Source organism: Nitrospirota bacterium (genome assembly GCA_040752355.1).
GTDB lineage: Bacteria > Nitrospirota > Thermodesulfovibrionia > Thermodesulfovibrionales > Dissulfurispiraceae > JBFMCP01.
The window spans coordinates 82,985-108,547 of record JBFMHE010000013.1 but is presented as its reverse complement, the minus strand read 5'-3'; the positions used below and the strand labels follow the sequence as shown (position 1 = coordinate 108,547).

General features: G+C 58.7%; 22 protein-coding genes. 7 read left to right on the top strand and 15 right to left on the bottom strand.

Annotated elements, in window-relative coordinates:
- Positions 1-204: 204 nt before the first annotated feature.
- A complete protein-coding gene (locus AB1805_10805) occupies positions 205-1,152 on the bottom strand; it encodes an amidohydrolase family protein (protein ID MEW5745909.1) in 948 nt (315 codons plus the stop codon).
- A 73-nt stretch (positions 1,153-1,225) separates the two neighbouring features.
- Here AB1805_10805 and AB1805_10800 point away from each other — a divergent pair, with 73 nt between their 5' ends.
- Positions 1,226-1,984, top strand: a complete 759-nt coding sequence (locus tag AB1805_10800) for an N-acetylmuramoyl-L-alanine amidase-like domain-containing protein (GenBank protein ID MEW5745908.1) — start codon at positions 1,226-1,228, stop codon at positions 1,982-1,984.
- Position 1,985: 1 nt separating this feature from the next.
- Here the strand turns inward: AB1805_10800 and AB1805_10795 are convergent, their stop codons facing one another.
- The 9 genes from AB1805_10795 to AB1805_10755 all read right to left on the bottom strand — a co-directional run bounded on the left by AB1805_10795 (position 1,986) and on the right by AB1805_10755 (position 12,626).
- Positions 1,986-3,236 carry an MFS transporter gene (locus AB1805_10795; protein ID MEW5745907.1) on the bottom strand — a complete coding sequence of 417 codons (1,251 nt, stop codon included), beginning with the start codon at positions 3,234-3,236 and terminating at the stop codon, positions 1,986-1,988.
- A gap of 83 nt (positions 3,237-3,319) precedes the next feature.
- Positions 3,320-3,571: a hypothetical protein gene (locus AB1805_10790; protein MEW5745906.1), complete on the bottom strand. Its 252-nt coding sequence runs from the start codon at positions 3,569-3,571 to the stop codon at positions 3,320-3,322.
- 30 nt (positions 3,572-3,601) lie between these two features.
- On the bottom strand, positions 3,602-5,116 hold the full coding sequence (locus AB1805_10785) for a glycoside hydrolase family 3 protein (protein MEW5745905.1): 1,515 nt from the start codon (positions 5,114-5,116) through the stop codon (positions 3,602-3,604).
- 50 nt (positions 5,117-5,166) lie between these two features.
- Positions 5,167-5,988: a 16S rRNA (cytidine(1402)-2'-O)-methyltransferase gene (gene rsmI / locus AB1805_10780; GenBank protein ID MEW5745904.1), complete on the bottom strand. Its 822-nt coding sequence runs from the start codon at positions 5,986-5,988 to the stop codon at positions 5,167-5,169.
- A gap of 213 nt (positions 5,989-6,201) precedes the next feature.
- The gene (locus AB1805_10775) at positions 6,202-6,675 is read right to left on the bottom strand and encodes a ferritin family protein (GenBank protein ID MEW5745903.1); all 474 of its coding nucleotides are present in this window, start codon (positions 6,673-6,675) and stop codon (positions 6,202-6,204) included.
- A gap of 169 nt (positions 6,676-6,844) precedes the next feature.
- Complete coding sequence (locus AB1805_10770) at positions 6,845-7,201, bottom strand: hypothetical protein (GenBank protein MEW5745902.1); 357 nt, start codon at positions 7,199-7,201, stop codon at positions 6,845-6,847.
- Between the two features lie 2 nt (positions 7,202-7,203).
- Positions 7,204-8,964 (bottom strand): NAD+ synthase, encoded by a 1,761-nt coding sequence (locus tag AB1805_10765; GenBank protein MEW5745901.1) that lies wholly within the window; start codon positions 8,962-8,964, stop codon positions 7,204-7,206.
- A gap of 105 nt (positions 8,965-9,069) precedes the next feature.
- Positions 9,070-11,703 carry a hypothetical protein gene (locus AB1805_10760; protein MEW5745900.1) on the bottom strand — a complete coding sequence of 878 codons (2,634 nt, stop codon included), beginning with the start codon at positions 11,701-11,703 and terminating at the stop codon, positions 9,070-9,072.
- 149 nt (positions 11,704-11,852) lie between these two features.
- Complete coding sequence (locus AB1805_10755) at positions 11,853-12,626, bottom strand: DNA-binding response regulator (GenBank protein ID MEW5745899.1); 774 nt, start codon at positions 12,624-12,626, stop codon at positions 11,853-11,855.
- Between the two features lie 195 nt (positions 12,627-12,821).
- Between AB1805_10755 and AB1805_10750 the strand changes: the two genes are divergently transcribed.
- The 6 genes from AB1805_10750 (at position 12,822) to AB1805_10725 (ending at position 21,336) form a co-directional block, all read left to right on the top strand.
- A complete protein-coding gene (locus tag AB1805_10750; GenBank protein MEW5745898.1) occupies positions 12,822-13,589 on the top strand; it encodes a 6-carboxyhexanoate--CoA ligase in 768 nt (255 codons plus the stop codon).
- Positions 13,590-13,848: 259 nt separating this feature from the next.
- Positions 13,849-16,191: an S-layer homology domain-containing protein gene (locus AB1805_10745; GenBank protein ID MEW5745897.1), complete on the top strand. Its 2,343-nt coding sequence runs from the start codon at positions 13,849-13,851 to the stop codon at positions 16,189-16,191.
- A gap of 135 nt (positions 16,192-16,326) precedes the next feature.
- Entirely contained in the window at positions 16,327-17,250 is a 924-nt protein-coding gene (locus tag AB1805_10740) for a diacylglycerol kinase family protein (protein MEW5745896.1), read from the top strand.
- A gap of 69 nt (positions 17,251-17,319) precedes the next feature.
- A complete protein-coding gene (locus tag AB1805_10735; protein ID MEW5745895.1) occupies positions 17,320-17,787 on the top strand; it encodes a DUF3124 domain-containing protein in 468 nt (155 codons plus the stop codon).
- A gap of 3 nt (positions 17,788-17,790) precedes the next feature.
- Positions 17,791-19,284, top strand: a complete 1,494-nt coding sequence (locus AB1805_10730; protein MEW5745894.1) for a potassium/proton antiporter — start codon at positions 17,791-17,793, stop codon at positions 19,282-19,284.
- 45 nt (positions 19,285-19,329) lie between these two features.
- Positions 19,330-21,336 (top strand): cation:proton antiporter, encoded by a 2,007-nt coding sequence (locus AB1805_10725; GenBank protein ID MEW5745893.1) that lies wholly within the window; start codon positions 19,330-19,332, stop codon positions 21,334-21,336.
- A gap of 276 nt (positions 21,337-21,612) precedes the next feature.
- On the opposite strand, the gene AB1805_10720 is transcribed toward AB1805_10725, so the two are convergent.
- From AB1805_10720 to AB1805_10700, 5 genes are all read right to left on the bottom strand, one after another.
- Positions 21,613-21,972, bottom strand: a complete 360-nt coding sequence (locus AB1805_10720) for a VOC family protein (GenBank protein ID MEW5745892.1) — start codon at positions 21,970-21,972, stop codon at positions 21,613-21,615.
- A 279-nt stretch (positions 21,973-22,251) separates the two neighbouring features.
- Positions 22,252-23,223, bottom strand: coding sequence for a thiamine pyrophosphate-dependent enzyme (locus tag AB1805_10715; GenBank protein ID MEW5745891.1), 972 nt, complete (start codon positions 23,221-23,223; stop codon positions 22,252-22,254).
- A gap of 1 nt (position 23,224) precedes the next feature.
- Positions 23,225-24,418, bottom strand: a complete 1,194-nt coding sequence (gene porA, locus AB1805_10710; GenBank protein ID MEW5745890.1) for a pyruvate ferredoxin oxidoreductase — start codon at positions 24,416-24,418, stop codon at positions 23,225-23,227.
- Positions 24,418-24,711, bottom strand: coding sequence for a 4Fe-4S binding protein (locus AB1805_10705; GenBank protein MEW5745889.1), 294 nt, complete (start codon positions 24,709-24,711; stop codon positions 24,418-24,420). The genes porA and AB1805_10705 overlap by 1 nt, the downstream gene beginning before the upstream one ends.
- On the bottom strand, positions 24,708-25,283 hold the full coding sequence (locus tag AB1805_10700) for a 2-oxoacid:acceptor oxidoreductase family protein (GenBank protein ID MEW5745888.1): 576 nt from the start codon (positions 25,281-25,283) through the stop codon (positions 24,708-24,710). Before AB1805_10700 ends, AB1805_10705 begins: the two co-directional genes overlap by 4 nt.
- Positions 25,284-25,563 lie beyond the last annotated feature (280 nt).

Sequence of the window (25,563 nt, the reverse complement as noted above, 5' to 3'; positions counted from 1 at the left end):
GCTCGACTCAACTGTACCCCAAAGATCATACGATCTTCGGGGACCCCGTTCTCGGTCGATGCGACCTCCGAGGAGGCTCGCCATTTATCAGATAAGGGGGACATCCCTGTCCTCCTGCAAGCTCACCATACCGCTCGCATACCATACCCCGCCCCCTCCCCCAGTGCTCTCTCTAGTACTCAGCTTTATTTCTTTACTCATCACTTACTCCGATCGTCCTATGTACCTCGCGGGGTTCCCGGTGATAAAGTCCATCGCCGCGCTGCGCCCGCACCCGAGCGCCACGAGCCGCTCGGCAGCTTCGGTAATGCTCATGCTGCCGCCGATAAGGCTGCCGTGCCGGTCTGCAACCGCCTCCGTCCGCGATGAGGATTTCGACTCCCTGACCATGTCGGAGACGAGAATGACCCTGTCTGGACGTTTCGCCTTCAGCACCAGCTCGAGCGCCCCGGGATGGAGGTGATAGGGATCGGCGATCACCTCGACATAGACTTCGGGGTTCATGAGGCCGAACCCGGCGAGCCCGGGCTCACGATGATGAAAGCCGCGCATCGCATTGAAGAGGTGGGTGATGCCCTTTGCCCCTGCGTTGAATCCTGCTTCGGCCTCGGCATAGGTCGCATCGGAATGGCCCATGCTCGCAACGATGCCGCGGTCCGCGAGAGCCCTGATAAGTCCTGCCGCCCCTTTCAGCTCAGGAGCGACCGTCACGATCCTGACCATATCCTCGAACCCCTCGAGCAGTTCCTCCAGTCGATACTCCGCCGGCTCGAGGAAGGTCATCGCATTCAAGGCGCCGCACTTGGCGGGATTCAGGAACGGCCCTTCGAGATGGACGCCGACAATCCGCGCCGCATTTGAAGACCGTGATGAGTGATGCGTAATGCGTAATGCGTCCAAGGATTCTTCCTTATTCTTTAACTCATCACTCGTTACGGATAACGCGTTACCGTCTTCTTGTCTCTCCATCGCCCTTTTGACGACCCTCATCTGCTCGCGCATCACCGGAACGGAAGAGGGATAGAGGGTAAGGACGATCTCGTCGACCCCTGCAGCCGCCTGCAGCTCCGCTATCCTGAGGAGATGCTCCTCGTCGGAGGTCCGGACGTCGTACCCTCCGAGCCCGTGGACATGGATATCGATGATGCTCATTGAGCTATGATACCACGCTTGAAGGTATGGCTAAAAGCGCGGCGAATGCAGCATAATGTCAAGGGGAAGAAAAGTGAGAAGTAAGAGACGGGAAGTGAAAGGCAAGAAGGAAATAAGCATCAATTTAGGCCCTTGGACCGAAGCATCGTTGGAAGGCCTGCTCCGCGCCTCCTCCGGAATAAGGGATACCGGCGACCGGATCGTCTCTCTCTCCCGCCCCTTTATCGGCACGCCCTACCGGGAATCGACGCTGACCGGTTCTGCCTCGGAGCCGGAAGTCCTGACGATCGATCTCGCTGGCGTCGACTGTTTCACCTTCATCGATTACATCGAGGCCCTGCGGCGGGCGCGCTCCTTTGAGGAGTTCACGGCGATGGTGAGGGAGGTGCGGTACCGGTCGGGGATTGTCGCGTACAGCAACAGGAACCATTTCTTTACCGACTGGTCCGTCTTCAATGCCGGCTCCGTCAGCGATGTCACGGGCGTTATCGGCGGAGAAAAGGCCCGGAGCGTCCGGAAATGCCTGAACCGGAAGGAGGACGGGACCTCCTTTCTGCCCGGCATGCCGCCGGTCGAGCGGGACATCACCTATCTGCCTTCCGGGCATGTCGATAAAGCGGTGCTCGATGCCTTGAGGAACGGAGACTATATCGGGATATACTCCCCGCAGCCGGGCCTCGATGTCTCCCATGTAGGCATTCTCGTAAGAGAGGACACCTCCCTCCTTTTACGCCATGCGTCGTCAGCGCAGACCAATCGGAAAGTGGTCGACCAGGAGTTCAGCGGCTACATCGCCGGCAAGCCGGGAATCGTCGTGCTCAGGCCGAAGTAAATTACGCTGTCTCCCGTACCAGCCGGGCAACGGTGGCGCGCATCTGCCAGAGCAGCCAGAGGCCCGGCAGGGCGGCGAGGGTGGTGATGAAGAAGAACGGGGCCCACCCGATCGACTCGACCAGGAAGCCCGATGTCGGCGCGATCACGATGCGCCCCAGGGCGGCGAGGGAAGAGAGGAGCGCGTACTGCGTCGCGCTGTAGCGCTGGTTGCAGAGCGACATGAGCAGGGAGACGAAGGCCGCGGTGCCCATACCGCCGCTCAGGTTCTCGAAAGCGACGGCAAAAATCATCATCGGGTAGCTCTTGCCGATCCAGGCGAGCAGCATGAACGAGAGGTTCGAGACCGCCTGGAGCGCGCCGAACAGCAGGAGCGACCGGAGGAGCCCGAGCCGCACCATGAGCGCGCCCCCGAACATGGCGCCTATCACGAGAGAGACCAGGCCCAGCCCTTTATTGATAGTGCCCACATCGGTAGCGGTAAACCCCAGCCCGCGTATGAGAAAGGCCGTGGTCATCGTACCGGCATAGGCGTCGCCGAGCTTGTACAGCACGATCAAGAGCAGCAGCACCAGGGCCGAGGAGCGGGAGAAGAAGTCCTTCAGCGGCCCCCCCACCGCTTCCTGCAGGCTCTTCGGAGGCGCCACCGCCTGCTCCGGCTCCGGTCCCCATAACGCAGAAACCATCCCGAGCGCCATCAGGACCGCCATAACGAGATAGGTGTTCTGCCACCCGATAGTATCCGACATGATGAGCGCCAGGGCGCCGGAGACGAGCATAGCGATGCGATAGCCGAGCACGAATACCGCCGCGCCCACACCCCGCTCTTTTTCGTGGAGCACGTCCGTTCTGTAGGCGTCGATAACGATATCCTGCGATGCGGAGCTGAAGGCGACTGCGAGGGCGAGGATGCCGAGCAGCAGGGGCGCCTGCTCCGGCGTGCTGAACGCCATTGCCGCGATACCGGCCATGAGGGCGATCTGGGTGATAACGATCCAGCCGCGCCTTCTCCCGAGCAGCGGAGGGACGAAACGGTCCATGAGCGGCGACCAGAGGAACTTGAGGGTATACGGCATGCCGACCAGCGCAAAGACGCCGATGGTCCTCAGGTCGACGCCGGCCACCGCCATCCATGCCTGGAGGGTGCCGCTGGTCAACGCAAGGGGCAGGCCGGAAGAGAAGCCGAACAGCATGATCGCGGAGATGCGGCGGCTCCGGAAGACTTCGAGGTACGGGGCAACGTCACGATGCATAACGGTTCTGATACTTCCTCAATCGATGGGATGTCATGGTGTGCGGCGCCGGGGTAGTATGGCCAGGGGGCTGAAGGCTTTTTCTAGGAGGCCTTTCTCCTTTCCGAAAAGAGGTGCTGCAGCACCGCCTCTATTTCCTTGTACGTCATCCATCCTTTCTCGAAAAAGATGCTGCCGATAATCCGGTGAGGGTTATGGGCGATATCGTCGTCCACCTGCTCTGCCAGAGCCTGCCTGAGCTGCTCCGGGGTTATAAACCCCATCTCGACGGCGATCTCGCCGAACCGGGGACAGCATTTCCCGGAAAGCGCTTTGAAGCTCTTATCCTCCTCCATGGCACGTTCCCCCGAACTTGTATAGTGCGATCACCCCGGATAAAGGGCGACCGGAAGCTCCCCTCTGAATACCGCCTCCCCTGTGAGGCAGGTGACCACCGCACTCTGCGCCTGCCTGGTTCCCTCGTACGCCGCAATTAGTATATCAGCTTCATCAAAATAGCGCAAAACGTAGGGGCTCCCGAAGGAGATGACGATCGATTTCCGGGCCCCTTTTATCAGCTCCGAGAGATAGTGCCGCTCCCGCTCCTCGATGCCCGAGGTCCCCTTCCATGCGGTAACGCTCGTAAAGAGGGCGATTATCACCCGCTCTCTCCGGGGCGGATAGTCCGAAGAGAGGGGTGCAACCGTTTCGAAATAAGCCCTCAGCGGCGCGATATCGTAGAACTTATCGCCGCCCAGGATAAGACATTCCCGGTCCCCGGCAGAGAGGGGCAGGCACCCGGGAGTACCCTTTACCAGGGTGATCGAACGCTCCGTGAGCTCTCGCGAGAGCGCCTTGCTCTTCTCGCTGTCGACAACACTTCCATAGCTGCTCTTCGCGGCATAGCGCTCCTTTGACGCGATAATCCGATCCACCGCCTTGTTCACCGTCTCTTCCGGCAGCCTGCCTGCTTCGATGGCACGCGCAAGGTCCGGAACGGTCGAATCCGCATCGTGCGGGTGGAGGAGTATATCGGCCCCCGCAGTAAGGCACTCGACCGGCACATCGCCGAAGTCGCGGAGCGCGCTCATATTCAGGGCGTCGGTAAGGACCAGTCCCTCGAAGCCGAGCTGCTCGCGCAGCAGCTCCGTGACGATCCGGCGGGAAAGGCTCGCCGGCCTGGTATCGAGCGCAGGGATCGCCAGGTGCCCGACCATGATGCTGCCTGCTCCGGCCCTGATCGCCTCGACAAACGGGGCGACATCCGTATCCCTCAGCTCCTCATACCTCTTCCCGATGACCGGCAGCTCAATATGTGAATCGGTGGCGGTATCGCCGTGCCCCGGGAAGTGCTTGGCGCAGCTCAGGAGCCCCGATGCCTCGAGCGCCCGGATATAGCGCGCGCCGAACCACGAGACGACGTCGGGAGAATCTGAAAAGGCCCTGGTGCAGATGATGGGATTATCGGGGTTGCGGTTCACGTCCATGACCGGGATGAGCGGCATCGTGATGCCCACCTCATGAGCTTCGGCGGCAAACGCCCTGAGCGCGTCCTCGAGCAGGATTACCTCATCCTGCCGCTCACGGCGGACCGCCGCTGCCATCGCCATGGGGCAGGGGAACGGGGTCGCTCCCCTGATCTGCTGCTCCACCCCCCGCTCGACATCGGAGGCGATGAACAGGGGTATTCGGGCGCGTGACTGGAGCTTCCGTACGAGCTCTGTTACCTCTTCCCGTTCGCCCCCGAAGATAATGAAGCCGCCGATGCCCTTCGCGACAAGCGCCTCGAGGCGCTCTCGATACTCCTCGGTCGCCAGGTCAGCACCGTTGAGCCTGCTGATAATGAGCTGGTAGAGCTTTTCCTCTGGAGTAACAGGAGCAGGTATGGTGCTGTATGGCATAGGGAAGTCTATCAGATATCGCGACCAGGAGACAATAGAACAGGCAGGAGCTATTCTCCGAGGCTTTTATCGTAGAGCTCCTTCTTGCCGAGCCCGTACTCCTCAGCCACTATCCTGACCGCCTCTTTGCGGCCCTTCCCTTTTTTCATGAGCAGCCTCACCTCTTCCAGCGCCTCTTCCATGCCCGCCCGTTCCCGGGCGCTGCCCTCCACCATGATCACATATTCTCCCGCTATCGTGGCTCTGCCGAGCTCGTCGAGAATGCCGGAGAGGCGTCCCCGCAGCATCGTCTCATGCATTTTGGTCAGCTCCTTCGCGACGACCGCCTGCCGGTCGCCGAAAACAGCATACAGCGCAGAGAGCGTATCGACCAGCCGGTGGGGCGCCTCGTAAAAAATCAGTGTCCTCGGCTCATGCTTCAGCTCGTCGAGTTTTTTCCGGCGCTGCATATCCTTGGGCGGCAGAAAGCCGATAAAGGTGAATTCATCCGTGGCGAGGCCCGATGCCGAAAGCGCGGCGATGAGGGCGGAAGGGCCGGGGACCGGCACCACCGGTATCCCCTCCCCGATCGCGCTCCTGATCAAGACCGCGCCGGGATCGGAGATGCCGGGCGTCCCTGCATCCGAGATGAGCGCCACCGAACGGCCGCTCCTGAGCGCCTCGAGTATCCGCACCGCCTGTATCTTCTCGCGCTCGGACCAGTAGCTCATGAGCGGCTTCGTAATGCCGTAGTGGTTGAGCAGTTTGAGGGAGTGCCGGGTATCTTCCGCGGCGATGAGGTCCACCTCCTTCAGAACCCTCAACGCCCGTAGCGTGATATCCTCGAGGTTGCCGACCGGCGTTGCGACGATGTAGAGCGTTCCTATCGCCATTCCTCCTCATTCATGGAAACTGACGGCAGGGGGGCTGCAGAAAAGCCTCTCCCAGCGATACCTTGAAGTATTAGCTAACCACATCTATAGCTTTACTGGAAAACCAGATATGCACCTTTAGCGATTAGCCTTTAAGGCCAAGTGATAAATATTTTCATCGCTTTGGAGAGGCTTTTCTGCAGCCCCCCTGCCGTCAGTAAAAACATCTCCGAACTATTCTTTCGAGAGGGTGCTCTTGAAGGCATTGAGCCACATGATATGACTCTTCTCCTCGTTGATGATCTCCTCGACCAGCTCCTTTTCTTTCACGGCATCCCTCACTCCGTAAAAATAGAGGAGCGTCTCCTTTTCGAAGCCGATGGCGAAGTCGACGGCGTCACGGACGCTCTTGATATGCTCCATCGACGGGAGCGACTTGTTCTTCCCGAGGAAGAACTCCGACTCGATGATCGCCCGCAGGTATTGAGCGACCTCGTCCCATCCCTCGGGCACTGCGTCTCCTACCATGCCCATCAGCTCACGGTAGGTCTTTTCATGGCGCACCTCTTTCTCGGCAAGAGTCCCGAAGAGCTTCGCCAGCCCTTCATCCTTTTTAAACCTTTCGGTCATCGCTGTATAGAATTGATACCCCAGCTTCTCCGTCTGTACCGCCTGTTCGAGCACCTCGCTGATCGTAAATCTCTCCATGAGTCCTCCTCGAAATGAAAAGTTAAAAGTAAGAAGTGAGAAGTGACAAGTAAGAAGTGGGAACCGAGAAGTAGGAAGTAAAAACAGGAGCCAGAATAAAAGAGCTCCCGTAAGCTCCCCCTTCTCCTTACTTCTTACTTCTTACTTCTTACTTCTTACTTCTTACTTCTTACTTGTCTTTATTATCTTCTACTTTCAATAATTTCCTCAAGCGCTCGTCGGCCCTGACGATATCATCCGGGTTGTCACCCGAGATATCCCACTGGTACTCGCCCTTCCCGTTGCGGTGAAGCTTTATCTTCACCGGCTTTCTCGGTTTTACCTGCTGTATCTGAGGGTTCTTGCTGAATTGGAAGGCAGGAGCCTTCGTATCCCCAGCTGAGGCAATTTCCGATGAAGCGAGTACAACCGAGAGACATAAAACGACAAAGAACCTCGCACGCGCTCTCGGTGCTGCCTCCATCTTCTGCGCTCTTTCTTCCGGTTCCTGATCTTTGACGCTCGACACGTGACGCCCGGCTTCCATAGCTAATAGCTCTTGTACCTGCTGGTTATCGGAAATCTCCTGTCCCTGCCGAAGGCACGGGGGGTGATCTTGACGCCGGGAGGCGCCTGCCTCCTCTTGTACTCGCTCGTATCGACCATCCGTATCACTCTCGCTATCCTGTCGGCGCTGAAGTCAGGGTTCAGGCCGACGATCTCGCCGAAGCTCCTGTCCTCTTCGATGTACGCTTTGAGAATGGGGTCGAGGATGTCGTAGGGCGGCAAGCTGTCGGTGTCTTTCTGGTTCGGCCGCAACTCGGCGGTCGGCTCTTTGACGAGAACGCGCTCGGGGATAACGTCACGCCCCTCCTTCCGGTTCTTCCACCTGCAGAGGCGGTAGACCAGCACCTTGGGAACATCCTTTATCACCGCAAACCCGCCCGCCATATCGCCGTAGAGCGTTGCGTAGCCCACGCTCATCTCCGATTTATTGCCGGTGGTCAGCACGAGCCAGCCGAATTTGTTCGAAAGCGCCATCAATATATTTCCCCTGATGCGCGCCTGCAGGTTCTCTTCCGCCTCATTGGCCGGCATATCCCTGAATTCCGGCTCGAGCATCGCCAGATAGGCCTCGAAAGCGGGCGTGATCGGCACCTCGAGCATCCTTATCCCGAGAGTGCGGGCGAGCGCCTCGGCATCCTCCCTGCTCTCCCTTGAGGAATAGGGAGAGGGCATGAATATGCCGGTCACGTTCTCCGCGCCTGCGGCATCGACGGCAACGGTCGCGACGAGGGAAGAATCGACGCCGCCGCTCAGCCCTATGCAGACCTTTTCAAACCCGTTCTTCCGCACATAATCCCGGGTGCCGAGGACCAGGGCCTGATAGACCTCTTCCTCGACCACGCTGCCCGGATGCGGCAGGCTGGACAGCGGGATGCGGGCAGGGCACTCCGGCCTCTCCCCGCGGGGCTTTCCGGCGGCCCTTTCGACCGTTATCCTTTCGACCATCGAATGCGGCAGCGCCCTCACCTGCTGCCTTCTCCGCGGGTCGTGGAGCCGCCGCATGAAGACCGCGTCGAGATCGAGATCGACAACGACCATGTCTTCTTCGAATGCCCTGCCCCTGGCGATGATATCGCCGTTCTGGTCTGCAACGAAACTCTGCCCGTCGAAAACCAGCTCGTCCTGCCCGCCCACGGTGTTCAGGTAAGCAGCAATGACACTGTTGTCCGCAGCGCGGGTGGCGATCATACGCTCCCTGAACGCGGGCTTGCCGATACTGTAAGGAGAGGCATTGATATTGATGATCACCTCTGCGCCGGCCAGCGCCTGCACCGCTGCCGGGCCCTCGGGAAACCAGATGTCCTCGCAGATAGTGAAACCGAAGGTAATGTCTTCCATCCGGTAGACGGGACACCGCGTTCCGGACTGGAAGTAGCGGTACTCGTCAAAGACGCTGTAGTTGGGGAGGTGTATCTTGTGATAGATGTCGACCACTCTCTTCCGGTGGAGGAGGGCCGCTGCATTGTATATATCATCCCGCCGGTCGACGAAGCCCACGATGACCAGGGCGTCCCCGGCGCTCTCCCGGATCTCTTCGAGGGCGCTCAGGTTGTCCCGGATGAACTGCGGCTTGAGGAGCAGGTCTTCCGGGGGATAGCCGGTGACCGCGAGCTCGGGGAAGGCGATGATATCGGGGCAGTACTTAGCCGCATGCCCGATATGATCGATGATCTTCTCCGTATTCCCCCTGAGATCGCCCACGGTGGGGTTGATCTGGCACAAGGCGATTCTTATTGATTTCATTTAACCATTTTACTCGCCGGCAGGATTCTTTGTAAAGGCGGGGAAGAAAGAAAAGGGCGGCAGCCCGTTCACGCCGGCTTCCGCCCCCCACTGCCTGCTTCTGCTCTATTGTATCGTTACGGTAACCGTCTTATCTCCATCGAGAGACACGGTTGCCGAGCCGCTCAGGCCGCCGCTGGCAGCGGTGACGGTGTGCGGTGTTTTGATGTCCTTGATCTCTCTGCTCACTACCACCCCGTTCTCCACGTTTGTATGGAAGTACTGGATTGTTCCGGGGGTAGTGCTTACTTTTCCGCTGCCGTCCGCAGTTCCGGTGAAGACGACGGCGCTGTCGACATCCCGGACCGTCACTGTGGCTCCGGCTGCCGGAGCGCCTCCACCGTCCTTTACGAAGACAGTCAGGTGCCAGCCTGCCTTGATCTCTTTCTTCTCTGTCGAAGAGAACTGCAGATTGATGCTATCCATGGAGGCGCCGCCCTGCATGTCGTTACTGATAAAAGCCCCGGTGCTCACATAATAGAGATAATCGCTCTTGATGGTCCGGTAGCTGCCGCAGCTGTCCTGCTTCACCAGGATGTTGTCGATGAACAAGGGATAGCCTTTTGAATAGCCATAGCTGTCGGAAAGCAGGGCATTGGCCCAGTTGCTGGTTACGGTATTGTTTCTGAATATGAGGTTCGGGGATTCATTCAGGCAGACCACGGCTATACCGGCCGCCTTCCCGACTCCGTCATTGTTATTGGCGACGATAACGTTGTCGTGGAATTCGGCCTTCTGTGTAGAAACAGGGAGGCCCACCCACAAAGCCCTCCCCCAGCTGATAAAGCCGGTGTTATTGTAATTTCCGGCTTTGACGACGAAGGTGTTGTACATGACTTCGATGTTGTCGGCGCCCCATGTCGTCCTGAACCCCGCCGACCCCGCATTGCCGTATTCTGCGCTCGTCTTCGTGTTCTGTGTCTCGGTGTAGTTCGAGTATATCGTTCCATTGCTGCACGCTGCCGGGGGTGTAACGCTCTGATCGCCGAGGCAGGCGATACCGATAGGATGCTCGCCCATACCAGCTATCTTATTGTGGTACACGACGAAATTGCTCACCGGACCGCATACTACCCCGAAGGAGTTGGTAGCGCAGCTGTCAATGGTGATTTCATTATTGTACGCTTCGGAACTGTTGCCCAGCCCTATCCCGATATGTCGGGTCCTCTTGATAAGGTTGTGGTGGATCCTTGACCCGATGATCGTTCCAGCCCTTATGGCTGCGACTCCCTGGTGGCGGTTCGTAACCACCGTACCCTGGTCGTTCAGGGTATTATGGTGCACATGGGCGCCGCCTATCGAGCCGCCCCAATGCAGATAGATGCCCCCGGTATCTGCCGCCCTCCAGGTAATATCGAGACCACCGACTTCAATAAAGAAGGTCTCATAGGCGTAGAGGGGGTTGCAGCCGTAGCCGTTCTGATTGCCGGAGCAGCTGCCCGCCCCCTGCTGAATCGTACCGTTGAGGATGGCGACATTGCTCCGGCTGTAGCCGTCGATGTGGACGCCGTAGGCGGTCGAGGCATTGGCGTTGAGGTAGGTGACCTTCTTGCCGTTGAGGTTCAGGGTGATGTTGGAGCCCTGGATGGTGAAGGCGGTGCCGTTAGCCACGACATCGTTCATCAGGACGTATTCGGTGTTGGACTGGTTCAGTACGCCCGGTGCGGTGATCTGTTTGGTGTAGGTGCGTGCGGGTTTGGGAACAGTGGCTGCCCCTGCCCCGGTGACCATCTCCTTGGTCCCTAGCTCATATCCCGTGTTCAGCACGATTGTATCGTGGGAGGGAGCTGACGACCAGTTTCCCATACCATCCTGAAACATCGCATATACGGTCTTTGTGCCATCACCGGGCAACAGAATCCATGTCCTCGAATCATCGTACGCCTCGGGTGTCGACCAGAATACCGCATCATTGCTGAATCTCATCCGTAAGCAGCCATTCGTGCCACTGCAGCTCAGAGTCAGGTCCACCGATGTGCTGTCGGTGGAAGCCGCATCGCCGTTGATCACTAGTGTACCCACCGGTGAAGGTGAAGGCGGAGGAGGAGCATCGCTGACCATCGAGATGGTATCGAAGTAGGCATTCTGCTGCGATACCTCGACCGAAAAGCTGCCGACCATAATGCTGCTGGTGTCCCCCTGTAACGTGAGCACTTGGCCAAAGGCCTCCACTATTGTCGATTCCGGGCTGAAGGTGATCATAACGGTATAGTTCATATTCTGGATGTACCCGTTCGTGAAAAGAGCCTTGTCCACCTCCTGGCCGTTGACCCGCTTGCTTATCCAGCCGGGAGCATATCCGTCCGAGTTGTACAGCTCATAGAAGGTATGCTCGTCTTGAATCAATCGTATATATATCCGCCCGCCGAGAGGAAACTTCTCAGCAGGGAGGAAATCCATGGTGAAGATACCGCTGTCGACCGTCGGCACGGGATGGGAGAACTGCAGCCCGATGTTATCTCCCGTCAGGACACGCATCCTCTGATTGGTGAGGTCATGGAGAACGCTGCCGGTCCCTCCCTCTGTCCAGGTGTTCACAATCGTGTAGTGACTGATCGTGTTGGTACTGAAATCATCGCTGAAGGTTACAGGAGCCGTCGGAAAAGGATCGGCTGCTGCAAGCGATACCGTCATATACAACAGGAAAAAAATTAAGAGTCCCGGCATCATAATCACTCGATGCGGTCTTTTCTTGCTCATCGCTTCACCTCTCCTGTGAGCACTGTTCATACGTTCGGACACCGGAAAGAGCATTCACCGGCAGCGTGGCGCATCTGATGTCCAGCTTACCAGCTCAGGCAACGGCATACCTTGAGTTTCGTCAAAACTTTCTTCGTTTTTTGCAAAAACTACGGGGAGGGTTTGCGATGCCGGGGAGAGGCGCCGGTGATCTTCTTGAAGATGGTGGAAAAGTAGTTTGCGTCATCATAGCCCACCATGCGGGCGATATCCGTTACGGAGAGATCGAGCTCCAGGAGAAGCTCCAGCGCCTTCCGGACCTTGATATGGTTTTGGTAGCTTTTGAGCGAGTGTCCGGTAAGCAGCTTGAAATAACGGCAGAAGTAGGTCCTGTTTATCGAGGACAATCTGCAGGCGCCGGGGAGGTCGAGCGATGCGGCATAATTATTCTCTATGAACTCCTTCACCCTTATCACTCCCCGGAGTATATGAGGCGGTATAGAGGGCGCTCTCTCGCTCTTTGCCGGAGCGGGAGTAACAGGGATATGTTTCCGTTTCTGGCTGTCGATGCCTATGGTCAGAAGCGCCTCGATAGCCATGAGCAGCTCTTCGGCGGTAAAGGGCTTTCTGATATAATCCCGCGCACCCGCCTGATACGCCCTCATGCAGAGCTCTTCTGTCCCGCATGGTGTCGTCACGATAACCGGTATCGAAGGGTACTCCCTCTTTATGCCCTCCAGCACTTCGATGCCGTCCCGGTCGGGAAGAGTAAGGTCGAGGATAACGAGCCTTACATCGGGAGAAAGCATGCGCAAGCCTTCAGCTGCAGAAGCGGCGAGCAACAGGCGATACGAGCTCCCGAACGTCTTTTCCAATACCTCCCCGGTAGCGCCGCACCGGTCGATGACGAGAATAGGTCCGACATTATGCCCGGCGTTTTCCATAATGGCCCCCCACTTCGATGCCGGAGTGATTACCTGCGTTGCTTCTTTATACCACGCCGTTCGAACTATTGTCATCCCACTTTTACCGGCCACCCTTGTCGGCCACTATTATTGGAAAGCGCGGCAGGGCGCCATCGCAGCCCGCCCGGCCTTGCGGGACTTCACCTTTCTCCGGCCGGGACGGTATAATCTCGCATGTGGAACATTCGCATGCGGGCATCGAAGAGGGCCGGAAGGAAAAGAGCCCCGGCCAATGAGGTACACGTCTCCGGCGCCGAGGGGCTCTACGAGGAGTCGGAGCTCTCCCCGGCGGTCCGCCGCTACCTGCAGAGAGCGCTGCAGCATCCGAGAGGAAAGCCTGACAAGGTGGTAATTACCATCGAGGAGGTCGGGGATAGCCCGCTCAGGGCGCCTCTTCTTCCGGTATCGACGGCATCCTGCGCCTCGCCGGATGAGGCGCGCAGCCTCATCGTTCAGATGCTGCGCTCTCTCGGCATTACCAAGAAGGCTGTTACGAACGCGCTGCGGGTAGTTACCGCTCAGCCGGTGATGCGGGGCGCCGCACTGGTACGGATTCGGTCAGGGGCTCGTGCAGAGCCCGACCGGCAGCGCGGGGTCAGGGTCTCCCGCCTCGGTATCGAAAAGAGCTCCCTGCCCCTGCTCGGCCGAAGACTCGCGTCAGCGCGCCTCAACACTTCCATAGTGAGAGAGGCCCTTACGCTCGCATCGAAAGTCGCCGCTCACCCCGACATCGTGGCAGAGCTCTGCATATCCGACGACCCCGGCTACACCACCGGCTATATCGCTTCAAAACAGGGAGGGTATGTGAGAATCCCTCACATAAAAAAGCCGGGCGACCTGCGGGGAGGGCGTATCTTCTTCATTCGTGAGGATACGGCGATAGCCCCTCTCATCGCCTATCTCGAAACCGCGCCCGTTATAGTCTGCGCCGGGAAAAAATAGTACTCCCTCTCTCCCGATGTAGGTACGTTCATACACCTCCCTATGAGGTAAATACGTCTGGCGGCGAAGCTCCTTCCCGCGGTGCAGCGCTTCCGTCTCGATGACGTCGTAGGGAAAACACTACAAAGAAGAGCCTTCCCTCACGTCTCGCAAGAACAGTCGCATGCGGGATCAGGTACTTACAGAGCCACTGTCCTCCTGGCACATACCTTGCAAGTCCTCCCGACAAGTGTTATTTCGATTCTGAAGGAGGAAAGGAATGAAGAAGTATCTGATCATCGGGGTTCTTGCGATGGTCCTGCTCGTGGCGGCATCGGTAGGGTATGCGTACGAGCTGGGCACCAGGGACATGGTCACAGGGGCAGGGGCAGCCACTGTTCCCAAACCCGCACGCACCTACACCAAACAGATCACCGCACCGGGCGTACTGAACCAGTCCAACACCGAATACGTGTTGATGAACGATGTCGTGGCTAACGGCACCGCCTTCACCATTCAGGGCTCCAACATCACCCTGAACCTCAACGGCAAGAAGGTCACCTACGGCAACGCCAACGGCACCCCCGCCTACGGCGTCCACATCGACGGCTACAGCCGGAGCAATGTCGCCATCCTCAACGGCACTATCCAGCAGGGCGCAGGCTCCTGCACAGGGCAGTCGGGCGTGGGCAAGAACTGCAACCCCATTTATGCCTACGACAGCTGGAATGTGGAGCTCGCCGGGCTCGATATCACCTACCGTGCGCCCGACACCACGGCCATCTTCCTGCACTGGGGCAAGGCCCCCCATGTGCACCACAATACGATCAATGACCTGGGCTCCACCGTCACCAACCGGCACCAGGGCATCGATTCGATCAGGGCGGCTCTGGCCAATGCCCATATCCACCATAACCTGATCAAGCGGACACGGCACGTCGGCATCCGGGTGGCCGGGTCCTCCCAGGTGTACAATAACGAGGTCACGGTCGACAGCAATGCCACCAACTCCTCGGGTATCGGGCAGTCCATGGGCACCAAGGGAGGGGCCATCCACCACAACAAGATCTTCGGCCGGGGAGTGCATCCGATCGGCATCTGGCCGGGCGATGACGTGAAGGTCTACTCCAACTACGTGGAGGTACAGAACACGAGGTGGGGCAGCGAGTACGGGGACACGGGCTCTGCGGGGCTCAGGATGACGTGGGGCAATAACAATGTGGAGGTGATGTACAACACCTTCATCGTGAAGGCCTCGAACAACTATAACGGCACGGGAGTGAAGAGCTGGGGCAGGGGACTGTTTGTGGGGCTTCCCAATCCTGCCCAGAAGGCGGAGTTTCATGACAACCTGATCATCGCCACCAATAACGACGGAGCAGGGAAGGCGGCCGGCATTGCGGTGGTCTGCCTGAACGAATCGCCGAACCTGATATTCAGGAACAACACGGTGATAAGCAACTGGGCCAACGTGCTGCTTTCGGACAGCTACGGGTGGGCCAACGGCTATCCGAAGTTCGTGGACAACACCTTTGTGAAGCAGGACAATCACGCGAGCTACCGGACCATCAAGAGCCAGTACTCCTCGTTCCCCAGCACCGGTGACTTCATCGGCAATAAATTCGAGGGTGGGGCCTCGATGAGCAGCATCGCCCTCGAGTTCTCGGGCACGGGGAAAAAGGAGGTCAAAGCGACCTGGCGTCTCGAGGTAGCGGTGAAGAACGCCTCGGGCGCCCCCCTCGGCGGCGCCACGGTAGTTGTGAAAGATAAGAACGGAACCGTAGTATACAATGGGATTACCGGCAGCACCGGCTCCATCCGGACCGATATCCATCAGTACACCCACACGAATGTTTCGAGTGGCGCCGTGGTGAAGAGGGAGATAAAACTCGACAGGTCACCGCATACGATCATCGTGACCAAGGATGGCCTCAGTGCGACGAAGACCGCCACCATCAGCGGCAACCAGACCGTACAGGTCGCTCTCGGCGCAGCGTCCACTCCTCCTCCGCCTCCTCCGCCTCCTCCGCCGCCGACGGCTCCTCCTACTACGAACCCTCCTCCGACCACAACGCCTCCCCCGACAGGCGGCGTCACTTTCACCGATGTCAATTACACTCACTGGACATCCGCCTTCATTACAGCCGTTGCCGAGAAAGGGATCGCTACCGGGTGTGCGCCCAGCCTCTTCTGCCCGTACGATAATATAACGAGGGCACAGATGGCGGTGCAGATCGTCAGGGCAAAGTTCGGTGAGAACTTCACCTACACCCAGACGCCGCATTTCAGCGATGTCCCGGCAACGAGCTTCTTCTTCAAGTACATCCAGAAGCTCAAGGACGCCGGCATCACCGAGTCCTACGGGACCTTCCGACCCAACGACCCGCTGACGAGAGATTCGATGGCAGCCTTCATCGTCGCGGCGAAATACGGCCAGAACTTCGCCTATCCCCAGACGCCGTATTTCAGCGATGTCCCGGCAACGAGCTACTTCTTCAAATACGTACAGAAGTTGAAGGCCGACGACATCACCGGAGCCAGCGGCGCCTTCTCTCCCCGGGGCACTATCGCCCGGAGCGAAATAGCCGTATTCATGGGCAGGGCCTTCCTGGGAATGCAGTAGCACCGGAAGCGTACAGCCCCACCCTGAGAGAGGCAGGCAGCGCCTGCCTCTCTCTTTTTTTCTGATCGCAGCCGGAGCCCCGCCTTCTGGTAAAATACCCTGTCCCGGCAAGAGGCACAGAGGAACAGACTCCCGATGGAAAGAGCATACAGGCAGATCGTGGTCATCGGCAATCCCGTTGCCGGCGGCGGCGCACTCGAGAAGGTCCGCAGGGCGGTACGCCTGCTCAACGACCGCGGCTGCGATGTCGAGCTGCTGCTTACCGAAAAGCGGGGCGATGCCGTGTCCTTCGCCCGCCGCGCCGCAGCCCGCCACTCCCGCGACAACCCGCTCCTGGTGATTGCCGCAGGCGGTGACGGCACCTACAACGAAGTGGCGAACGGCCTCGTCTTTTCGGAAGCGCCCATGGCGATACTCCCGCTCGGGACGACCTCGGTGCTCGCCTATGAGCTGTCGATCCCCCATGACCTCGAGAGCGCCCTCGACATCGCCCTCACCGGGACCCCGGTGAGCGTTCATCTCGGCAGGATTACGCTCCCCGGACGGTCAGCCTCCCGCTACTTCCTCCTGATGGCAGGTGCTGGGTTCGACGGTGAAGTAGTGATGAGGGTGAACGAAAAGCTGAAGAAGCTCTCGGGCAGGGGCGCCTATATACTGAGCGGCCTCAAAGTGCTCCTCGGGTACAGGCCGGCGCCGATCACCGTAAGAAACAGGGACCGCTCCCTGCTGGGCTATACGGCGATCGTCGGCAAGGCTGCGTGCTACGGAGGGAAGCTGCAGATCGCCAAAGACGCCCGTCTTACCGATCCGCACCTCTATGTCTTCGTAACGCACAAGCGGGGCAGGCTCTCTCTGATACGCTATGTGCTGGGCATTCTCAGGGGCGTGCACCTCGGCTTCAAGGATACCGCCTATTTCAAGACCGACCGGGTCGAGATCGACGGCACCACCCCTATACAGGTCGACGGCGACTATGTCGGCCATGCCCCTGCAACCATAGAGATAGCAGCCGACGCGTTACGCCTTGTCATGAGGAGCGGCCTCAATAAAGGCCCATAATCCTTATAGTGGAAACCTGGCGTATAATTATTGCATGGAATGCATCTGCGTACTATGCAAGGAGGAACGATGAAACGTCACTGCTTATACGCCCTTATTCTTTTCATTGCCCTCGCGGCAACGGCGGAACAGGCCCTGTCACAAGTGCAGTTGAGAAAGGGGCAGACCGTCTATGTGCCCGCCTATTCTCACGTGTATATCACCGACAGGGCGTACCCGTTCAATCTCGCCGTTACCCTGGTCATCCGCAATACGGACCCCCGGAATGCGATCACCGTCACCGCGGTCGAGTACTATGACGACCACGGCAAACTGGTAAGGCGCTTCATAAACAAGCCCCGGACGCTCGGCCCGATGGCATCCACCTCGTTTTTCATAAAGGAAAGCGACACGTCCGGGGGGATAGGAGCCAATTTCATCGTGAGGTGGAACGCCGAGCGGGAGGTGAATGCGCCTATTATCGAATCGGTGATGATCGGGGGCCGGTCGGGCCAGGGCATATCGTTCACGAGCCCCGGACAGGAAATCAGAGACTGAGCCTTGCCCGGGCACATCCCCATCGAATATATCTTACTCGGCGCAGCCGTCCTCCTGCTCCTGAGCATTATTGCGAGCAAGGCCTCGGGCAGGCTCGGCGTGCCCTCGCTTCTCCTTTTTCTCATCGTAGGGATGCTCGCCGGTTCCGACGGTCCGGGCGGTATTCATTTTAACGATCCCTATCTCACGCAACTGATCGGCGTAATAGCCCTCTCGCTCATTCTCTTCGCAGGGGGCCTGGATACCAACTGGGGGAGCGTTCGGCCTGTTCTGTGGCAGGGAATGGCCCTTTCCACGGCCGGCGTATTCATTACCGCGGTGCTGGTAGGGCTGTTTGCCGTCTCAGTTCTCGACTTCAGCATGCTCGAAGGTCTGCTCCTCGGCGCCATCGTTTCGTCCACCGATGCCGCGGCTGTTTTTGCTGTGCTGAGATCCAAAAAGGTGAGCTTCAAAGGACCGTTGAAGCCGCTGCTCGAGCTCGAATCCGGGAGCAACGATCCTATGGCGGTCCTCCTGACCGTAGGTCTCATAAATCTGCTCATGCGGCAGGAAGGCTCCCTTTTAGGCATTATTCCTACGGGCGCTCTTCAGCTGGCGCTCGGGGCCGGCATAGGCTATGTCATGGGCAGGGGGATGATCGCCTTGATCAACCACATCAAGCTTGAGTACGACGGCCTTTATCCGGTGCTGAGCCTGACCTTCGTGCTCCTCGTCTACGGCTTGACTGCGACGCTGAAGGGCAACGGCTTCCTCGCCGTCTATATCGCCGGACTCGTAATGGGGAACCGGAATTTCATCCATAAAAGGAGCCTTCTGAGATTCCACGACGGCCTCGCCTGGCTCATGCAGATAGCCATGTTCCTTACCCTCGGTCTCCTGGTCTTTCCCTCACGCCTCGTTCACGTCATCGGTGCAGGCCTGCTCATCTCAGCGTTCTTGATGCTCGCTGCCCGTCCCCTCGGGGTCTTTCTTACCCTGCTCCCTTTTCGGATGGGCTTCAGGGAGAAGGCCATGGTCTCCTGGGTCGGGCTGCGCGGGGCCGTACCGATCATCCTGGCCACGTTCCCCCTCCTGGCGGGCATTCCCAAGGCCGATATGCTCTTCAATATCGTCTTTTTTATCGTGCTCACGTCCGCGCTGCTCCAGGGCACCACCATTCCCCTGTTCGCCCGGAAGCTCGGTCTCGATGCTCCCCTGCCCTCGATTCCCCCCTCGCCGATCGAGTGCGAGCCTACAGGAACGATGCGCTGCGATCTTGCCGAGGTCGAAGTGCCCCCTGCTTCAGCAGTAGCCGGCAAGCAGCTGGTCGATATCAAGCTGCCCGAAGGGGCGCTGATCGTGCTCATCGGCCGGGACGGCGAATTCTTCATTCCCGGAGGCGGGACAGTGGTCAACCCGGGCGACAGGCTGCTCCTGCTTGCGGACAAGGAGGTCGCGGCGAGCGTGCGCTCCCTGATCGAGGCGGATGCGGGTACGCGACCTCCGAGAAACGGGTAACGGGATGCAGGGGAAGAGACATGAAGTTATGGTACTATACCGTTCATGGAGCTTGAATTCCTGAAATCTCTCGTCATCATCTTTGCGGTCTCAGCGCTCGTGGTCTTTGCGCTGGGGCGCTTCAGGATTCCCTCCATCGTCGGCTTCCTGATCGCCGGGGTCATACTGGGGCCGCACGGGTTCGGGTTCATCAACGACGTCCGCGAGGTCGAGATCTTCGCCGAGATCGGCGTCATCCTGCTCATGTTCACGATCGGGCTCGAGTTCTCCCTCAGGAATCTTCTCATGCTCCGCTCAGCGGTTATAGGAGGCGGCCTGCTCCAGGTGCTCCTGACCATAGCCCTGGTGACCGTCATCAGCTATCTCTTTTTCCAGCAGCAGCTGAATGCAGCGGTCTTCGACGGTTTCCTCGTGGCGCTGAGCAGCACCGCAATAGCGATCAAGCTGCTCATGGACAGGGCCGAGATCAACGCTCCCCACGGCCGGATGTCGGTGGGCATTCTCATCTTTCAGGACCTCTGCGTGGTGCCGTTCATGCTCCTCATCCCGGTGCTCGCGGGGAGCGGGGGCGGGCTCGCCGACATCGTCCTGAGCATGCTCAAGGCGCTCCTCGTCATCGGCATGGTGCTTCTCTCGGCGCGATGGGGGGTTCCGCACCTGCTCCACGAGATCGTGAAGACGAGGAGCCGGGAGCTCTTCGTCATCACCATCATCCTGCTCTGCATCGGCACCGCCTTCCTCACCTTCGAGCTGGGGCTCTCCCTCGCCCTCGGCGCCTTCCTTGCCGGCATCGTCATCTCGGAGTCGGAATACGCTGCCCAGGCGATCGCGGATATCCTGCCCTTCAAAGAGAGCTTTACCGGGCTCTTCTTCATCTCGATCGGCATGCTCGTGGATACCGGCTTCGTCGCGGACAATTTCACCGTCGTCCTGAGTATCGTCGTTATAATTCTCCTCCTGAAATTCACCACCGCCTTTGCCGCTGCATCCGCCACCGGCCAATCGATGAGGAGCTCGATCCAGAGCGGCGTCTATCTCGCGCAGATCGGGGAGTTCTCCTTCGTCCTCGCCGTGGCAGGCCGGGCCCAGGGGCTCATTACCGAGGCTCTCTACCAGGTATTCCTGTCGGCCTCGGTGCTCACCATGCTTTTGACGCCGTTCATGGTCGCCTCCGCCCCCTCCGCCTTATCCTGGCTCGCTTCGAAGCGCCTCTTCAAGAAGCTCGACAGGGCGCTCCGGAGAACGGAGCGGCAGGAGTCCCCGGCACGGAAGAGAGAGCACGTCATCGTCGTCGGGTTCGGGGTGAACGGCAGGAATCTCGCCAGGGTGCTGCGGGAATCGGGGATCCCGTACGTGATCCTCGAGATGAACGCAAATACGGTGCAGAGGATGAAAAAGAGAGGAGAGCCTATTTACTACGGCGACGGCACCTCCCTCGAGATCCTCCATAAACTCGGCATCCATACGGCAAGGGTGCTGGTGGTCGCCATATCCGATGCCGCGGCAACACGGAGGATCGTCCAGATCGCGCGCCACGAAAATCCCCGCCTGCACCTCATCGTCAGGACCCGTTATGTCACCGAAGTGGAGGACCTGGAAAAGCTCGGCGCCGATGAGGTCATCCCGGAGGAGTTCGAGACCTCCGTAGAGGTCTTCTCGAGGGTCCTTCATTACTATCACGTGCCGAGGAACATCATCTCCGAACAGATCGAGAACGTCAGGAAAGACAGCTACAAGTTCCTCCGGACGATGGAGCTGGCTCCCCGGCGGCTGGCGGAGCGGCAGGACATGCTGAAGGAGATAGAGACCGAAACCTACCTGCTAAAGGAAGGCTCCCCGGCGGCCGGCCGTTCGATCGGGGAGCTCCGGTTCCGCTCGGCAACGGGCTGCACGATCATCGCCGTACAGAGGGACGGGAGCATCCATCAAAACCCCGCGCCCGACTTCGTGCTCCAGCAAGGAGATACCGTGCTGCTCATCGGCAAACGGGAGGACATCGACCGCGCCATCGCCTCCCTCGATGCCGGGACCATTCCACCCGCAAGGGATTAAGAGAGGGCTTTTGTTCAGGATCACCGGTTCCGATCAATGCAGACCGGGCCCAATTCTCGGATATTTTCTTCAAATGCCGATCGCTGTATCGATCAGACGCTGCCTCTCCCTCTCGTTTTAAAGCCCGTTCTCCTTGATCCAGGCTGCCAGCTACTGCGACGATCCTTTCAGGATCGTCCTCCTGCAGATAGTGCGGGCCGGGATCGAAATCTTTCACCCCCAGCTGTGGCAATTTTTCTTTCAGTTCTGAAAAGATGATATACCCTGAGAGAGCCCTTACTTGCCGGCTTTCCCCTGCCAGAGTCCGAAGGCTGCTCCGGTCGGATCTATAATCACGCTGAACCATCCAAAATCCGTGATTTCGGTAACATCCTGAGCAATCGCAGCTCCAAGCGACTTCGCCTTCTTTGTTGAGGCTGCAATGTCATCCACCAGAATGTACGGAAGCCAATGGGACGGAGCACCCGGCATGGGGTTCTTCATCATTCCGCCGCCTGTGCCCTCTCCCACGCCGATCATCGTATAGTCCATACCCGGAATGTCTTCGAGCTTCCAGTCGAACAATCTTGCGTAAAACGTTTTGGCCTTATCCGGGTCCTGTGTCTGCAATTCAATATGCACGAATGGATTTGCCATGACAGCTCCCTCCTTTTTCTTCTTCTCTCCTGTTATTTCCCGCAAACACCTCTATACCGGTCAACTAATTAACGCATATCACCTTTCTTTCGGGTTATCAAGTCTCTCCGTAACAATGCTCCGGAGAGCCGCGCCAGTCTGGAACATCATTCGTACCCTCACTCTATCAATTACCTCCCCGAGCGTCAAGGCCGAGACTTTTGCCTTATCGGGAACGCAAAAAGCCCTTGCAAAGAGTCTTTGCAAGGGCTCCAGCCTGGAACTACGTTCTTAAAACTGTTACGCTATTTTCTCTTCCGCCTCTTTCGACCCCAGCGATGCGCTGAAGGCCTCCTCCCTGAGCAGGCGGTCCCAGTAGGCGTCGACCTGCGCCTGTGCCTCGTTCAGGAGGTGCTCGTTTTCAGGGCCGAAGAGGTGCTTGAACCTGCCCTGGGGTTTCAGGAACTCGACGAGGGGCTTCTTCTCTTTCGGCTTCACCGAGATCGTGGTCACGCCGTTCTCGATCTCGAAGAGCGGCCAGTAGCAGGTCTCGACCGCGAGCCTGCTCAACTGGATGGCGTCGTCGTTCCTCGACCTCCAGCCCCTGTTGCAGGGAGCGATGATATTCATGAACTTCGGACCCGGCGTTGCGAGGGCCTTCTTCACCTTCTTCATAAGGTCCTGCCAATGGCTCGGCGACGCCTGGGCGACATAGGGGATGCCGTGGGCAGCCATGATCTTGGTGAGATCTTTCCGGTGCTGCAGCTTTCCCGGGATCGCGCTTCCCGCCGGGCAGGTCGTGGTATCGGCGCCGAAGGGCGTTGCGCTCGAACGCTGGATACCGGTGTTCATGTACGCGCCGTTGTCGTAGCAGATGTAGAGCAGGTCATGGCCGCGCTCCATCGCTCCCGAGAGGCTCTGGAACCCGATGTCGTAGGTGCCGCCGTCGCCGCCGAAAGCGATGAACTTGATGTCCTTGTCGATCTTGCCCTGCTTCTTGAGGGAGCGGTACATGGTCTCGACTCCCGAAGCGGTCGCCGCTGCGTTCTCGAAGGCGTTATGGATCCAGGGAATCTTCCATGCCGTGAACTCGGAGATGCAGGTCGAGACTTCGAGGCAGCCCGTCGCATTGGCTGCGACCACGGGCTGTTCGGCAGCGAGCAGCACCATCTTGACCACGATCGGAGCGCCGCAGCCGGCGCACATACGATGGCCTCCGGTCAGCAATACTTCTTTCTTCGAAAGCTCTTTCAGACTCAATGGTGTCGCCATGTTATTCCCTCACTCCTATATATTCTTTAACCGTTTTTACCTTCCCTGTCTTCAGGGTCTCGGCAAGCTCGGTGAGCACCAGCTCCGCCTGGTCGGGGAGATAGTCCCTTCCGCCGAGGCCGTAGACCTTATTGAACATCACCGGCCTCTCCTTGTAGGGATAAAGGCTCGCCGCGATCTCCATGAAGAGCGGGCCGTAGGAAGCGCCGAAGGCGTCGGCCCTGTCGAGCACGCAGACCGCCTTCAGATGCTTCAATGCCTCGCCGACCTCCTCGTAGGGGAACGGCCTGAAGAGCCTCGGCTTCAGGAGCCCCGCCTTGACGCCTTTGTCCCTGAACATATCGATGGCATCCTTGGTGGTGCCCGCCGCGGAGTTCAGGACAACGATGCCGACCTCCGCATCCTCGAGCCTATACGTCTCGAAGAGACCGTACTCCCTGCCCGAGATCTTCTCGAAGTCCTTCGCCACGTCGAGGACCACCTTCTTGACCTTCGACATGACTTCGGCATGGGCCCTCCGGTATTCCATATAGTAATCCGTCAGGATCAACGGGCCGTAGCTCACCGGGTGCTCGACATCGAGCAGGGGATTGACCGTCTTGAACTCCCCGGCGAAGTTCCGCACCGTCTCGTCGTCCAGATACTCCATCCTCTCTATGGAGTGGCTGATGATGAAGCCGTCCATGCAGACCATGGCCGGCATCCTGATGTCCCCGTGCTCGGCGATGCGGAACGCCTGGATCATGTTATCGTAGGCTTCCTGGGCGTTCTCGGACCAGAGCTGTATCCAGCCGCAATCGCGCGCGCCCATGCCGTCGGAGTGGTCGCCGTGGATATTGATCGGCGCGGAGAGCGCCCGGTTGACCAGCGACATCACGATAGGCAGGCGGTTGCCGGAAGCGATATACAGCTCCTCCCACATGAGGGCCAGTCCCTGGGCGGACGTGGCGGTGGCGACCCTGCCGCCCGCGGCGGAGGCGCCGATGCAGGCGCTCATGGCGCTGTGCTCGCTCTCGACGAGGACCATCTCGGTCTTGACCTTGCCGTTCGAGACGAAGCTGGTGAAGCGCTGCATGATATCGGTGGCAGGCGTGATGGGATAGGCGGCGCAGACATCGGGATTGATCTGGCGCATCGCCTCGGCAACAGCCTCATTGCCGGTGACGGCGACTATCTTCTTTCCGTTGGTTCCCATTACTTGCCCTCCTCTTCCATGACGATCGCCTTATTGCCCTTCTTGCCGGGGCACTCGAGGGCGCAGATGCCGCAGCCCTTGCAATAGTCATAATCGAATTCCGCTCTCTTTCCGTCCTTGACCTTTATCGCCATGTCGGGGCAGTAGGCCCAGCAGAACATGCACTGAATGCAGTTTTCCGGGATCCATCTAGGTTTAAAGGCCCTCCAGGAGCCGGTCTTGAATTTCAGGGCGCTCCCGGGCTCGGTGATGACCGCGCCGGGGTTGAGTTCTTTCCATCCCTTCAGTTTCATCCTTCCTTTACCTCCTCGTACCCTCTCCGCGTCGCTTCGAGGTTACCGTCTATGATCTTCTGCGAAAACTTTTTCCCGAAACTCTTTTTGACATCCTCGAGGATGTTCTCGAGGCTCACCAGTCCCGACACCTTCGCGAGCGTGCCGACCATCGGGGAGTTCGGCATGGGCCTGCCGAAGCTCTCGATGGCGATCTTGGTGGCGTCTACGGTAAAGACCTTCTGCGACGGCTTCGCCTTGAGCTTCTCCCGGATCTCCTTCGGGTCCTTTGCGGTGTTGATGATGAAGGCCGCGTCATCCGGCGCGCCGTCGGCTACATTTATGGCGTCGAGCAGGGTCGCATCGACCACGGCGACAATATTCGGTTTCAGCACAGGGCAGTGCATCCTGAGCTCCTTCGAGCTCACCCTGTTGTAGGCCCTCAGCGGGGCTCCCGAGCGTTCAGGACCGTATTCGGGAAAGGCCTGCACATAGCGCCCTCCGCTCAAACATGCATCGGCAAAGACCTTGGCAGCAGTAACCGTACCCTGCCCGCCGCGGCCGTGCCATCTGATTTCCAGCATTTCAGCCATCTCATTACCCTCCTCTATTTTTCTTCCCGCAACAAGTGAATTTTATTAGCTTAGCCCAAAATGTTACGGATTTCAACAAATTAAAGTAACAATTAATAAAATTAATAGGCAGTACAGCTGCTGCGCCATGCATTCCACAAGGACAACCACGGGAAAATCCGGGAGAAACCAAGATATCCGGCATTCGGTATGGCGGAGCACGATATACGCCGCCTCTGAAACAGGCTCCCGGCGAGGCCCTCACTGCCGGGGGAGGTATCTTCCTTACGCACGTTTTATT

Bases quoted from the DNA above. Each gene is read 5' to 3' on its own strand.
- AB1805_10805 (MEW5745909.1), bottom strand. From the start codon at position 1,152: ATGAGCATCATCGATATCCATGTCCACGGGCTCGGAGGGTACGACGTC.
- AB1805_10795 (MEW5745907.1), bottom strand. From the start codon at position 3,236: ATGCATCGTGACGTTGCCCCGTACCTCGAAGTCTTCCGGAGCCGCCGC.
- AB1805_10790 (MEW5745906.1), bottom strand. From the start codon at position 3,571: ATGGAGGAGGATAAGAGCTTCAAAGCGCTTTCCGGGAAATGCTGTCCC.
- AB1805_10785 (MEW5745905.1), bottom strand. From the start codon at position 5,116: ATGCCATACAGCACCATACCTGCTCCTGTTACTCCAGAGGAAAAGCTC.
- rsmI (MEW5745904.1), bottom strand. From the start codon at position 5,988: ATGGCGATAGGAACGCTCTACATCGTCGCAACGCCGGTCGGCAACCTC.
- AB1805_10775 (MEW5745903.1), bottom strand. From the start codon at position 6,675: ATGGAGAGATTTACGATCAGCGAGGTGCTCGAACAGGCGGTACAGACG.
- AB1805_10770 (MEW5745902.1), bottom strand. From the start codon at position 7,201: ATGGAAGCCGGGCGTCACGTGTCGAGCGTCAAAGATCAGGAACCGGAA.
- AB1805_10765 (MEW5745901.1), bottom strand. From the start codon at position 8,964: ATGAAATCAATAAGAATCGCCTTGTGCCAGATCAACCCCACCGTGGGC.
- AB1805_10760 (MEW5745900.1), bottom strand. From the start codon at position 11,703: ATGAGCAAGAAAAGACCGCATCGAGTGATTATGATGCCGGGACTCTTA.
- AB1805_10755 (MEW5745899.1), bottom strand. From the start codon at position 12,626: ATGGAAAACGCCGGGCATAATGTCGGACCTATTCTCGTCATCGACCGG.
- AB1805_10750 (MEW5745898.1), top strand. From the start codon at position 12,822: ATGTGGAACATTCGCATGCGGGCATCGAAGAGGGCCGGAAGGAAAAGA.
- AB1805_10745 (MEW5745897.1), top strand. From the start codon at position 13,849: ATGAAGAAGTATCTGATCATCGGGGTTCTTGCGATGGTCCTGCTCGTG.
- AB1805_10740 (MEW5745896.1), top strand. From the start codon at position 16,327: ATGGAAAGAGCATACAGGCAGATCGTGGTCATCGGCAATCCCGTTGCC.
- AB1805_10735 (MEW5745895.1), top strand. From the start codon at position 17,320: ATGAAACGTCACTGCTTATACGCCCTTATTCTTTTCATTGCCCTCGCG.
- AB1805_10725 (MEW5745893.1), top strand. From the start codon at position 19,330: ATGGAGCTTGAATTCCTGAAATCTCTCGTCATCATCTTTGCGGTCTCA.
- AB1805_10720 (MEW5745892.1), bottom strand. From the start codon at position 21,972: ATGGCAAATCCATTCGTGCATATTGAATTGCAGACACAGGACCCGGAT.
- AB1805_10715 (MEW5745891.1), bottom strand. From the start codon at position 23,223: ATGGCGACACCATTGAGTCTGAAAGAGCTTTCGAAGAAAGAAGTATTG.
- porA (MEW5745890.1), bottom strand. From the start codon at position 24,418: ATGGGAACCAACGGAAAGAAGATAGTCGCCGTCACCGGCAATGAGGCT.
- AB1805_10705 (MEW5745889.1), bottom strand. From the start codon at position 24,711: ATGAAACTGAAGGGATGGAAAGAACTCAACCCCGGCGCGGTCATCACC.
- AB1805_10700 (MEW5745888.1), bottom strand. From the start codon at position 25,283: ATGGCTGAAATGCTGGAAATCAGATGGCACGGCCGCGGCGGGCAGGGT.